Here is a 13266-nt window from a genome sequence, read left to right as displayed (position 1 = left end):
GAACATAGCGAAACGGGGGAATTTTACATGCATTTACGCCTGACTGATGAACAAAAAATGATTCAAAAAACAATTCGGAAATTTGTTGAAAAAGAATTAATACCTTTAGAGAATGAGGTACTAAGAAATAAACGTGAAGGCAGACCCGGTTTAGATCCTGTTGTTGAAAAAGAGCTACAATTAAAAGCAAAAAAAGCTGGCTTTTGGGGAATAAACACACCTACAGAGTATGGTGGTGCTGATTTAGGCCAAATGATGCTTGCGATCATTTATATGGAAATATCAAAAACATTTGTTCCATTTAAATTTGGTGGTTTTGCAGATAATATTTTATTTTACACTAATGAGGAACAAAAAAAGAAGTATCTTATACCAACCATTAATGGTGAAAAAAAATCATGTTTTGCAATGACAGAACCTAATGCGGGGTCAGATACTCAAAATATTAAAATGACTGCCGTAAAAGATGGGAACGAATGGGTATTAAACGGTGAAAAAACATTTATTACAGGTGGAAACGAAGCAGATTTTGTAATGGTCATTGCGATTACGGATAAAAAAAGGCATCAACAAACTGCTGGTAGAGATGGTGTAACATGTTTTATTGTCGACCGAGATATGGGATGGAAGTCGGAGTTTATCCATACAATGGGCGAATGGGGACCAGCTGGATTAGTATTTGATAATGTCCGTGTCCCAGAAGAAAATATTTTAGGTGAATTAAATGGTGGATATAATTTAGGACTTGAATGGATTGGGTTTGCAAGATGGATCGTAGGGGCAAATGCGGTAGGGGCTACTGAACGATTATTACAAATGGCAATTGACTATTCAAAAGAAAGAGAAACATTTGGAAAACCAATTGCTGAGCGACAAGCGATTCAATGGCAAATAGCAGATTCAGCTGTTGAAATCGAAGCGGCAAAATGGCTAGTATTAAATGCAGCGTATACGCTCGATCAAGGTGAGGATAACAGACATTTAGCATCGATGGCAAAACTATATGGTTCAAATATGGGAAATCGTGTTGTTGACCGCGTACTACAAATACATGGTGGCATCGGTTATACAAAGGAGCTTCCAATTGAAAGATGGTACCGTGAAGCAAGGCTTTGGAGAATTTATGATGGTACCGACGAAATTCAGCGATTAATCATTTCGCGAAATTTATTAAAAGGACATGTTAAATTAGGACAATACGTATAAATTAGAAAAACGATAAGGAGTGAGGGGAATGGAAGGTAGATTTGAAGGAAGAGTAGCCTTTGTTACTGGAGGCAGTCGAGGAATTGGAAAAGGAATCGTAGAATTATTTGCAAAAGAAGGAGCAAAAGTCGCCATAATTGATGTGAATGAAGAAGCACTTTCACAAACAGCATTAGAATTCAAACAATATGAAATCTATACAAAAGTCGCAAATGTAACAAATGCTAATGAAGTTGCAACAGCTATGAAAGAAGTATGTGATACATTTGGTTCATTAGATATTGTCGTCAATAATGCAGGAGTTATTCGTGACAATTTATTATTTAAAATGACAGATTCAGATTGGGATACTGTGATGGATGTACATTTAAAAGGTTCTTTTAATGTCGTACGTGCTGCTCAGGCTTATATGGTGAAACAAAAATATGGAAGAATTATTAATATTTCTTCAACTTCAGCACTTGGAAATCGTGGTCAATCAAACTATGCTACTGCAAAAGCTGGTTTGCAAGGATTAACGAAAACACTAGCAATTGAACTTGGCAAATATGGAATAACATCAAATGCTGTAGCACCAGGGTTTATCGAAACTGAAATGACAAAAGAAACAGCACAACGGATCGGTATTACATTTGAACAACTCATTGAGGCAAGTTTAAGCCAAATTCCGGCTGGAAGAACAGGAAAACCAGAGGATATCGCGAATGCAGTTGCCTTCTTTGCGGATGAAAAATCTTCTTATGTAAATGGTCAGGTTTTATATGTTGCTGGAGGGCCTAAAGATTAATAAAAAAGAGGTGAATGATATGTTTAAAGCATTTATAGGCAAACGCTCTAAATCTGTAAAAAATACGGTGGAACGTGGTGCTGTAAAAAAATTCGCAGAGGCAATTGGTGATTTACATCCGATTTATGTTGACGAAGAATATGGAACTCAATCTAGATACGGACATAATATTGCTCCACCAACATTCCCAAGAGTATTTGATTATGGGAAAATTGACAATTTTAACTTACCTAATGTAGGGCTTATCCATGGCGAGCAAACATTTGAATACAAAAGGCCACTTTTAGTTGGCGAAACACTGAATTGTTATACGGAAATAAAGGACTATTACGAAAAACGTGGTGGTCATGGTTTTATGGGTTTTCTAGTCCTATCAGATAATGGCGAAGATCAGGCTGGTAATATCGTATTTACAACTAAATCAGTTGTTATTATAACGGAAGAGGTAAGGAAGGTGCTAAGTGTATGACAGTGTTATTAGATTTGCAAATTGGTGACTCATTAAAACCAGTCATGCTTGAACCGGTAACTCGTATTGATTTAATTAAATACGCAGGGGCCTCTGGTGATTTTAATCCTATTCATACAATTGATGAGGAAGCAGAAAAAGCTGGATTACCAGGAATAATTGCACATGGCATGTGGACGATGGGGAATTTGGTAAAGCTTTTTTCAGATTTTTATGAATTTGGCTATATTGAAAATTACTCGATTCGATTTAAAAATATGGTATTTCTAAATGACGTAATCACATTGAGTTCAATGCTTGAAAAAATTGATGTAAGCACTCTCCATTTTAAAGTAAATGCAAAAAATCAGAATGATGTAACTGTACTTACTGGTAAAATTTTATTTAAATTATATGAATGATAATGGTTGTGAAAGGGACTTCTAATAGATGTCCTTTTTGTTTTTTTAACAATATTAGGTATGTTAATTTTGCATTAAAGAGGATTTGGAACCAGTGGATTTACACATAATATTAAAAACGAGAGAGGTGAGATGAATGGATCTTTCATTTGATAAATTATTAGAGCAGTTTGATTTGAAAAGAAATGAACACCAAAAAAATATGCATAAAGTTAACAAAAGAATAGATGAAATAGAATCTCATATGGAAGAAATTAAAAAGCAGTTACATAATTTTGACCATCAAATCGTTCATTTAGATAAGGAATTAAAAAGCACTTTATCAATGATAAATAATGAAAACGAATCACAAACACATCATAATAAGGAACATGATAGAGGACATCACAAGCAAAACGAACACAACAAACAACATGAGGAGCATCAACATCAAAAGCACCTTCCTGATCATCCTAATTGGGCTCAAAATCTTATTCATAATGTAGAAGAATTTTCAGCAAGTATTTTTGAACCTAATCATAAAAAGCATAAAGAACATGACGAACAAAACCAACAAAACGAACCAAATCAACATAACCTACATGACGAGGAACATACAAATCACTCCAGAGTAGCTAATAGGAAAAAGTATAATAATCAAAATACACAAGATATTAATCAATATTCAGCAAGCACAATGGACGAAAGTCAATCGACTTATTCAACATTGGGCACGACGAGTTTAAATCAAAAGAATTATTCTGAATTAACCTCATCATATATTGATCACAATTTTGAACAAGATCAAAGTGAAAATAGTTATGAAAACAAATCTAGTCAAAAGACATCAGAACAATTATTAGAAACAAATTTTTCTGATTTATCCGTTGATGATTGGGAAGACTCGACCACCAATTTATCAATGTCAGAATGGTTTGAAGTAGATCCTAATAGTAAAAGATGAATATAATAAAAATGCGTTACTTCTTTACTATTGAAGTAACGCATTTTTATTTTTTAGAGGAATTACTTCATATTATGGTGAATTTATCAAAGATATATTTCAAAGATAGCATTTATTACTATAAAGGTTCATAAAGATAAATTGATGAGTTTAATAAAGAATTTTCGAAATGGTAGACATTAAAAGACAGGGCGACATTTTCTAAGAACTTTAGGTACTTTTGATAATAATATTGGTTTTGTGAAAATTTTTGCTAAAGTTAAATAGTATGAAAAGAACTTATGTAAATAGATAGGAGTTATTATGTCTAAAAAAACAATCGTATTTACTGGTGGTGGCTCAGCAGGGCATGTAACACCAAATATTGCCGTTATTAATGAGTTAAATAAAAATGAATGGGATATTCATTATATCGGATCAAAAAAAGGAATTGAAAAGGAGCTTATTAATAAAATTGCTTTACCTTATTATGGGATCTCAAGCGGGAAATTAAGACGTTATATTGATTTTGAAAACATCATTGATCTTTTCCGTGTTGTAAAAGGCTGCTTTGACGCAAGAAAAGTTTTAAAAAAACTGAAGCCGAGTTTAGTTTTCTCAAAAGGTGGTTTTGTTTCTGTACCGGTCATAATAGCTGCAAGTACATTAAAAATTCCGATTTTTATTCATGAAAGTGATATGACGCCAGGGTTAGCAAATAAAATTTCACAAAGGTTTGCTACAAAGATTTTCACTTCATTTGAAGAAGCAAAAAATTATTTTCCAAAAGATAAAACTATAGTGATTGGTTCACCTATTAGAAGGGAGCTATTAAATGGCTCAAAGAAAAAAGGGATAGAATACTTAAATTTTAAGAGTTATATTCCAATTTTAACGATCATGGGCGGAAGTTTAGGAGCTAAGAAAATAAATGAAACTGTAAGAGATTCTTTACAGGATTTAACGAAAAAATATCAGATTGTTCATTTATGTGGGAAAGGCAATGTTGATGAAAGTTTAAAGAATATGGAGAGATATAAACAATTTGAATATGTACACGAGGAATTAGCTGACCTGTTGGCTGCATCTCAAGTCATTATTACACGAGGTGGGTCAAATGCAATATTTGAGTTTTTAGCGCTTCATAAACCGATGTTAATCATACCGCTTACGAAAAATCAAAGTAGGGGAGATCAAATTTTAAATGCAAAATCGTTTAAAGAGAAAGGATATGCATTAATGTTGGAGGAAGAGGATTTAACGATAAAAACACTTCAAGAATCGATCGAAGAACTTCAAAATAAACAAGAATTATTTATACAAAATATGAAATCTTCAAATCAAAGTAATGCACTTGAAGTATTGATTGAACAAATAAATAGAAATTGATCGTTTTAAAGCATTCTTCAAAATAAAGGAAGAAATGCTTTTTTGTTGAATAATTTTATATGAATCAACCCATTGAAATATGTGTAGAAGAAGGTGTAGGCATTGATTACAGAAAAACAATTAAACGAAATTAAAATATTACAAGATGAATGCGAAAAATATGATGAAATAACTTTAAAATTAAATTGGGAAATGTTAAGGAATCGAGCGAACAATGTAAAGGAAGATTTCTTTTATTATGAGCAGGATCAATTAGTTGGATTTTTAGCAATCTATTCTTTTGGTGAAAAAGTTGAGATCTGTGGAATGGTTCATCCGAATTTTCGCCGAAAAGGAATTTTTTCTGGTTTATTAAATGAGGCACTGAATTCAATATCAACAGTTAATACCACTTTATTAAATGCCCCTGAAGCTTCTGCATCAGCAAAGGAATTTATTAAACATCAAAAGAATTGTAATTATTCTTTTTCTGAATATCAAATGGTTTGGAAAAACAAAAAAGTAAAAGAATTTACACCAATTGTAAACTTTACGAAAGCTGGTCAATTAGATTTTCCATTTATATCAAACTTGGACGTTGTTTGTTTTGGATTTGAAAAAAGTGATGCAGAAAAATACAATTATCGCATTTTAAATGAACCAGATCGTGCATTATTTATAATAGAAGTAAATGATGAAAAAATAGGTAAAATGAGTTTACTTCGTGAAAATAAAGAAAGTTGGATTTATGGATTTGCAATACTTCCTGAATTCCAAGGTAAAGGATATGGAAAGAATGCCTTACTTCAAGTAATCCGAAAAGAAAATGAGATTGGAAATGAAATACATTTAGAAGTTGCACTAGAAAATAGCAATGCGAAGAAACTATATATTGACTGTGGTTTTAGTCAATACAATACTCAAGACTATTATAAAATTGAAAGTAGTAAGTAAATTATGTATCTATTTAGTAAGCTCTTTAATACAATAAGGTAGTCTTACAAATATGGCTGCTTTGATTTCTTTATGATTGGTAAAACATATTAAGAACATTTATCATGATCTATGTTACACTAGTATAGGATAAAATGGTAAAGGGTGAAAGGTTTGGAAAAAATAAGAGGATTTGAAGTAGCAAAAGGATTTGAGAACTGTGGAGTGAATCTTCCTAAAAGAGCAACTACTCATGCAGCTGGTTATGATATTGAATGTATTGAAGAGACAATTATTAATCCAAACGAGATAAAATTGATTGCAACTGGCTTAAAAGCTTATATGCAAAGAGACGAATTTTTAGCATTATTTGTACGTTCTTCTACACCGTTAAAAAAAGGTTTAATGAAAGGAAATGGGGTAGGGGTAATCGACTCAGACTACTATAGCAATCCTTCAAATGATGGGCATATCATGATGCAATTAATAAATGTATCAAAAGAACCAGTCATTATTCAAAAAGGTGAAAGAATTGGACAAGCTGTTTTCCAAAAGTTCTTACTAGCTGATGCTGATTTTGCAGGTGAAGAAAGAGTAAGTGGTTTTGGAAGTACTGGAAATATGTAAATAAACATAAAGAAGTCTGCATTAAAAAATGCAGGCTTTATTTTTATTGATGTACTGATATTACGAAGCTAGTGCCATTATAAATTGTTGTTTTAACTTTTACATGAAAATGGTTAATTTTACCTATTTTGAATATTCAAATAGTGTAAATATGATTAATAGCAGAATGCATATAAAACAAAAAAACAGTGAGTAAAATTTACACACTGTTTTTGTATTTTCTTTATTAAAATTTAGTCTAACATTTTAGCAAGTTTCGGAGATAAAGCTAATAAAATTAATCCTAAACCTACTGAAATAGCTCCAATATATAGGTAAATTTCAAGCATACCAAGTGTTGAAGTTAATGCAGCTAATTGACCAGCAAGTAAGTTTGCAAAGAAGTTTGCTGATAACCAAACACCCATTAATAATGAAGCTAGTTTTAATGGTGCATATTTACTTACAGCTGATAGTCCTACTGGGGAAAGAACTAACTCACCAACAGTATGGAAGAAATATGTCATAAACATGAAAAGCATATTTGCTTTAAGTGTTATACTGTTTGGATCTGAACCAGTTTTCATAACCGCTAAAATTGTAAATATAAAACCAACGCCTAATAACATGATACCCATTGCCATTTTTGCAGGTATGCTAATGTTTTTACCTGAACGGCTTAATTTAATCCAAAGTGCTGAAACAATCGGTGCTAATAATACGATTAGTAATGGATTAATTGATTGGAACCAAGAAGTTGGAACTGTGAAATTACCAATTGAACGATCAATAAATTTATCTGTATATAGTGTTAAAGAAGAACCAGCTTGTTCGAAACCAGCCCAGAAAAATACTACGAATGCTGCAAGAATAACAATAACTGTTGTACGTTGTTTTTCTTTCTTTGTTAAAGGAATTGTCTTATCAACTGAAGAGTTGTTCTCTTTCATTGCTTTAACATTTGGTTTAGTACCTTTGTCACCTAAATACTTATTACTTAATACATTGAACACAATTTGACCGATAATCATACCAATTGCAGCAGCAAGGAAACCATATCTGTAACCATATTCCATGATTTTACCAGCTGAATCTTTTACTGCAAATAAATCATCAGTTAAAAATCCAACTACAAGAGGTGCTACAAATGCCCCTACGTTAATACCCATGTAGAAAATTGTAAACGCAGCATCACGTCTTGGATCGTTGTCTTCATATAATTCACCAACAAGAGTAGAGATATTTGGTTTAAAGAAACCATTACCAATTATAATTAGAGTAAGACCAATATATAACCCTGTTGTATTATTCATTCCAAATAAAGAGATATTTCCTAAAGCCATTATTATACCACCAATTGTAATAGCGGTACGTTTTGCTACGTAGTTATCTGTTAACCAACCACCAATAATTGGAGTGAAATAAACTAAACCCGTAAATAAACCATATAAACTTAATGCAAAACTTTCACTAAATCCAAGACCACCAGCAATTACAGATTTTGTTAGATAAAGTACTAAAAGTGCACGCATTCCATAATAGCTAAAGCGCTCCCAAGCCTCTGTTGCAAAAAGTAAGTAAAGACCAGGTGGGTGTTTCGTTTTCTTTTTTTGCTCGTTTGATGAAACGTTTTGTTTTGTTGCTACGCTCATTCAAATTCCTCCCTCTTATGTACTATTCTGTGTAATTCTCTGTATGAATATTTATTGTCGCCAATTCATATACTATTCTGTCAATTTAGTATAAAAAATAATTTTCGAATTCTACAAATTTCGACAATTTAAGCTAAAAAAAATTCTAACTTTTTTTCAACAGCACAATTTTTACTAAATCTTTATCTAAATCCCCCAAAATTCATCGGAACTGATTTACTATTTTAGTATAACACAAAACAGCGTAATTCTGTAAAGTTTTTTATATTGTCAGACAAATCTTACAATACTGATTTTTCTTATTAAACAAGTATTTTGTGACTTTGTCTAATGACCAGTTTTAGTGAAGTCTAAATGCAAAGACTTATATTTAAATAATAATAAGTTTTTGAAATATTTCAAGGGTTTTTATTATTTTTTATTTTAATATTAAAGAAGTTTAATTAAACAAAAAAATGGGAATTGTCAAAAAATGTCGAAAATATAAACAGAAAGTTTGGTCGTTTTTAATATTCAATTAATTCGTATGGACGGTTTTCTAAATTTTGGATATACTAAAAGGACTTAATACGAAACGGAGTGATGAATTATGGGAAATTTAATTAGTTTAGTTAAAGAGAAGGTAAATATGAAGGGACAAAAAATGGAGTAAATCTTCATTATTGTCCTTATACAATTGGAGGACAAAATGAATTTAAAACAATTAGGTTGGAAAGAATCGTTCGGTGAGTTAGATCAAACTACTGTTGTTGCTAGAGTTATATCTGAACAAAGACAAATTTATAAATTACATGATGGAGAAAATGAATTAACAGGTGAAGTTTCAGGGAAATTTCAATTTCAGGCAAAAGTAAAAAGTGATTATCCATCAGTTGGAGATTGGGTTTTAATTGAACCTTTAAAAGGTGAAAACAAAGCAATAATTCAAAAGGTATTACCAAGAGCTAGCCAATTCTCAAGGCAATCTGCAGGAGACAAAACAGAAGAACAAATTGTAGCGGCAAATATAGATTACGTATTTTTAGTAATGGCATTAAATAATGACTTTAATATAAGAAGATTAGAGCGCTACTTACTTGTTGCATATGATAGTGGAGCTAATCCAATTATCGTTTTAACAAAAAAGGATTTATGCACTGACCTACCATCCAATATTGCAGCAGTTGAAGAGATTGCATTTGGCGTACCAATTTATTCTGTAAATAGTACAAATGGAGAAGGTATTGAAGCACTGAAACAGCTCATAACAGAAGGGATGACTGTTTCTTTACTAGGTTCTTCAGGTGTTGGTAAATCTACATTATTAAACGCATTAATTGGAGAATTAAAACAAATAACTGGGGAAGTTCGTGAAGGTGATGATCGTGGTAAACATACTACAACACACCGTGAATTATTTTTCTTACCTTCTGGCGGAATGGTGATCGATACACCTGGTATGCGCGAATTACAGCTTTGGGGTGGAGAAGAACATATCAGTTCGACATTTACAGATGTTGAAGATTTAGCAAAATCATGTAAATTCTCAGACTGTACACATGAAAATGAACCAGGATGTGCAGTCAATCAAGCAATCGAAAACGGCGAGTTAGATTCCCAAAGACTAACAAGCTATCGCAAATTAATGAGAGAACTGGCATATGCAGAACGAAAACAAGACGCCTCACTTGCTAGACAAGAAAGAGAAAAATGGAAAAAAGTCAGTAAAATGATGAATACTAAATCGTATAAATAAAAGGGAAGAGGCTGACCCAAAAGCCCTGTTTGATTAAAAAAAGTCAAATTATAAACGCAAGAATGCTGTTAAATCAACATTCTTGCGTTTTGTTTTTTTTATTTTAAGGCTGAAATCAAAAACAAATTTACAAATGCTGTTTTCCATTTTTTAGTTAATTCCATTGATCAAATATGTAAAAGGTAATATCATTTTATTCATAAACATTTTTTCGAAATTAAAAGTTTATTTCAATATGTTGAATAAAGTTGATTGGAGCAGATGATGAGAAGACTCCTGTGGGAATAGCGGGATAGGTGAGACCCCACAGGAGCGAACGCGACGAGGAGGCTCAGCGCACGCCCCACGGAAAGCGAGCGAAGCCACTGAAAAACCCTATGATTTTTGAAAAAGTCCGATTTCAAAAAATCTCCATCCCCACTTTTGTCTCTATATTGGGTTAAAAAGTATTGTATCATTCCCACTTTAGCTATATAAATCAAGGTTTTTATGGGAATTGATTTTTCATAAAAAGTAAATTTTGATTAAAATTTACTTTTTCAGTGGCCTCAAGCAAGCATCCTGTAGCGGAAATCAACTTCATATACTTAATAAAAAATAAAATTACATATTTAAAAATAGAATATCAGTCCTAAGACTGAGATAAGTCAATACTTAAGTTTGTATCAAAACTAATAAAAAATAGATAAACTACATAGTAGAATAGTTAATAACAAAAGCTTTCAATTGCTATTAACAAGCTAGTTTAGTGAATAGAGGAGAGCTATATGAAGCGTTTTAGACGACTGTCTAGCAATGAACTAACCGGATTATTATTCATAATTGCAGGCATAGGGTTATTATTTGATTTATTTTACAATCCTTTTGCAATTATCGCAGCTGGAGTAGGCATTTACTTATTTCAATATGGGGCAAAAAAACGTAAAGTTTACCCATCTACTTCTGCAAATATCGCGTTCTTTGGTGGTATCATTTTATTCATCAGTAACGTATTTCAATTAAAATCGATTCTAGGTGTTCTATCATTTATCGTAATCTATGTTGGATATTTAATATTCGTCAATTCGAAATCTAATGAAAGTGTAATTGTTCCAAACATTGTTGAATCAACAAATACAGGTGTCTTTGAAACAAAATCTATCATTTTAAATCGATTTTTTACAAATATCCATTTAAAAAATGATTCATTTGAATTAGAAGATGTAGATTATTACTTTGGAATTGGAGACGTCATAATCGATCTCACAGATTCATTTATTCCTGAAGGAGAGACGGTGTTAGTCTTAAATGGAATCATCGGTAATATAACTTTGTATGTACCGTATGACTTAGAAGTGTCAATACAACATTCTACTTTATTTGGCAAAGTAAATATTCTTAAAAATAAATTAAACGGGTTTAACAAAAATTGTAAGTTCACTTCTAATGATTATAAAGAAGCTTCAAGAAAGTTGAAAATTGTTACTTCTTTAGCGATTGGAAATATAGAGGTGACAAACAAATGAAAATCGATAAGGGTATCTTTTTATCAATTTGTCTTGCCGCATTTACATCAAGTATTTTAATTTGTGGAATTGTTTATTATTTCATAGATCACACGTTACTTGATAAATTAATTTTGTATAAAATTGGTAATTTTCCATTAATATTAATTATATTTGTAGCAATTTTAATTATTTCAATTGTTTTTAGTACAGCTGTTCTTAGCACTATTCGTCATAATGAAAAAGCGTTATTGCAAGGAATAGTAAAGGCAGAAAATGGACTATATCATAAAGAATCAGAGGATTCAATTCGGTCAATTGATAACGAAATCGAATTACAGCTTAAAAAAATTTCAAAACAAATTGAAGAATCAAGAAAGACAGTTCAAAAATTAGTCGATGAAAAGAAACTGATCGAATCTCAAACAATTGAAGATGTTGTAACGAAAGAGCGACATAGACTTGCTAGAGAACTACATGACTCCGTTAGCCAGCAATTATTTGCAATCTCAATGATGATTTCTGCCATAAATGAACTCGGTGAAACTACTTTTCAAGAACAATTACAGTATATTGAAAAAATGGCGATTAATGCTCAATCAGAAATGCGTGCACTTTTATTACATTTAAGACCAGTTCAGTTAGAAGGTAAAAGCTTAAAAGAAGGTGTTGAAAAGCTTCTAACTGAATTAACGAATCGTCAAGCTCTTCAATTAAAATGGAAAATCGACGATATTTCACTTTCAAAAGGTGTAGAAGATCATGTATTTAGGATTATTCAAGAGGCATTATCAAATACTTTAAGGCATGCAAATGCAAAATCTTTTGAAATTCGAATTCGAAAAATTGAAGATTTTGTCTTAGTTCGAATGATTGATGATGGTATTGGTTTTGATGTCGAGAACCGCAAAACTGGTTCGTATGGATTGCAATCAATAAGTGAACGTTCATTAGAAATTGGTGGAACGGCAAAAATAGTAAGTATTCCAAATAAAGGAACCCAGATTGAAGTAAAAGTTCCGGTAATTGAATAGAGGTGTGAGCTATGATTAAAGTTGTTTTAGTAGATGATCATGAAATGGTCCGTATGGGTGTTTCTACATATTTAAGTACCCAATCTGATATTGAAGTGGTTGGTCAAGCAAGCAATGGAAAAGAAGGCGTTCAACTTGTGTTAGAAAAACGCCCTGATATTGTTTTAATGGACTTAGTTATGGAAGTAATGGATGGTATTGAAGCGACTAAACAAATTATTTCGCAATGGCCAGAGGCAAAGATTATTATTGTCACAAGCTTTATTGATGATGAAAATGTTTATCCAGCAATTGATGCAGGCGCAATTAGCTATATGCTTAAAACATCTAGAGCTAGTGATATCGCCAATGCGATTCGTACAACAAATAGTGGTGGTTCAGTTTTAGAGCCTGTCGTTACTGGTAAAATGATGAACAGAATGAGAAAATCTGTACAACGTGAATTACATGATGATTTAACAGCAAGAGAACAAGAAGTACTTCACTTAATGACAGAAGGGAAGTCGAATCAAGAAATTGCCGATGCATTATTTGTATCATTAAAAACAGTAAAAACGCATGTGAGTAATATTTTAACAAAATTAGAAGTAGGAGACCGAACTCAAGCCGTGATTTATGCTTTTAGACACGGGATTGTCGAACAAAAATAAATCAATTCAAAAAAGAAGC

The 13266-nt window shown here is 31.9% G+C and carries 13 protein-coding genes; 12 read left to right on the top strand and 1 reads right to left on the bottom strand.

Annotated features, from left to right (window positions below; translation table 11 throughout):
* Positions 1-27 precede the first annotated feature (27 nt).
* From COC46_RS07590 to COC46_RS07555, 8 genes are all read left to right on the top strand, one after another.
* Complete coding sequence (locus COC46_RS07590; RefSeq protein WP_098809138.1) at positions 28-1206, top strand: acyl-CoA dehydrogenase family protein; 1179 nt, start codon at positions 28-30, stop codon at positions 1204-1206.
* 28 nt (positions 1207-1234) lie between these two features.
* Positions 1235-1993 (top strand): 3-oxoacyl-ACP reductase FabG, encoded by a 759-nt coding sequence (fabG, locus tag COC46_RS07585; RefSeq protein ID WP_098809137.1) that lies wholly within the window; start codon positions 1235-1237, stop codon positions 1991-1993.
* 19 nt (positions 1994-2012) lie between these two features.
* On the top strand, positions 2013-2462 hold the full coding sequence (locus tag COC46_RS07580) for a MaoC family dehydratase N-terminal domain-containing protein (RefSeq protein ID WP_098809136.1): 450 nt from the start codon (positions 2013-2015) through the stop codon (positions 2460-2462).
* Positions 2459-2863 (top strand): MaoC/PaaZ C-terminal domain-containing protein, encoded by a 405-nt coding sequence (locus COC46_RS07575; protein ID WP_098809135.1) that lies wholly within the window; start codon positions 2459-2461, stop codon positions 2861-2863. The genes COC46_RS07580 and COC46_RS07575 overlap by 4 nt, the downstream gene beginning before the upstream one ends.
* A 136-nt stretch (positions 2864-2999) precedes the next feature.
* A complete protein-coding gene (locus COC46_RS07570; protein WP_098809134.1) occupies positions 3000-3806 on the top strand; it encodes a hypothetical protein in 807 nt (268 codons plus the stop codon).
* A gap of 303 nt (positions 3807-4109) precedes the next feature.
* Complete coding sequence (locus COC46_RS07565) at positions 4110-5174, top strand: undecaprenyldiphospho-muramoylpentapeptide beta-N-acetylglucosaminyltransferase (protein ID WP_098809133.1); 1065 nt, start codon at positions 4110-4112, stop codon at positions 5172-5174.
* A gap of 102 nt (positions 5175-5276) precedes the next feature.
* Positions 5277-6107, top strand: coding sequence for a GNAT family N-acetyltransferase (locus COC46_RS07560; protein WP_098809132.1), 831 nt, complete (start codon positions 5277-5279; stop codon positions 6105-6107).
* A 153-nt stretch (positions 6108-6260) separates the two neighbouring features.
* Positions 6261-6713, top strand: a complete 453-nt coding sequence (locus COC46_RS07555) for a dCTP deaminase domain-containing protein (protein ID WP_098809131.1) — start codon at positions 6261-6263, stop codon at positions 6711-6713.
* A 233-nt stretch (positions 6714-6946) separates the two neighbouring features.
* Here COC46_RS07555 and COC46_RS07550 read toward each other — a convergent pair whose 3' ends face one another.
* Positions 6947-8344, bottom strand: coding sequence for a peptide MFS transporter (locus COC46_RS07550; RefSeq protein ID WP_098809130.1), 1398 nt, complete (start codon positions 8342-8344; stop codon positions 6947-6949).
* 688 nt (positions 8345-9032) lie between these two features.
* Between COC46_RS07550 and rsgA the strand changes: the two genes are divergently transcribed.
* The 4 genes from rsgA to COC46_RS07530 all read left to right on the top strand — a co-directional run bounded on the left by rsgA (position 9033) and on the right by COC46_RS07530 (position 13247).
* A complete protein-coding gene (gene rsgA, locus COC46_RS07545; protein ID WP_098809129.1) occupies positions 9033-10079 on the top strand; it encodes a ribosome small subunit-dependent GTPase A in 1047 nt (348 codons plus the stop codon).
* A gap of 767 nt (positions 10080-10846) precedes the next feature.
* Positions 10847-11584, top strand: coding sequence for a cell wall-active antibiotics response protein LiaF (gene liaF, locus COC46_RS07540; RefSeq protein WP_098809128.1), 738 nt, complete (start codon positions 10847-10849; stop codon positions 11582-11584).
* On the top strand, positions 11581-12597 hold the full coding sequence (locus COC46_RS07535) for a sensor histidine kinase (RefSeq protein ID WP_098809127.1): 1017 nt from the start codon (positions 11581-11583) through the stop codon (positions 12595-12597). The genes liaF and COC46_RS07535 overlap by 4 nt, the downstream gene beginning before the upstream one ends.
* Before the next feature lie 11 nt (positions 12598-12608).
* Positions 12609-13247 carry a response regulator transcription factor gene (locus tag COC46_RS07530; protein WP_098809126.1) on the top strand — a complete coding sequence of 213 codons (639 nt, stop codon included), beginning with the start codon at positions 12609-12611 and terminating at the stop codon, positions 13245-13247.
* Positions 13248-13266: the final 19 nt, after the last annotated feature.

The organism is Bacillus sp. AFS041924 (genome assembly GCF_002577195.1).
Classification (GTDB): Bacteria; Bacillota; Bacilli; order Bacillales; family Bacillaceae_G; genus Gottfriedia.
This window is presented reverse-complemented; position numbering and strand designations above follow the sequence as displayed.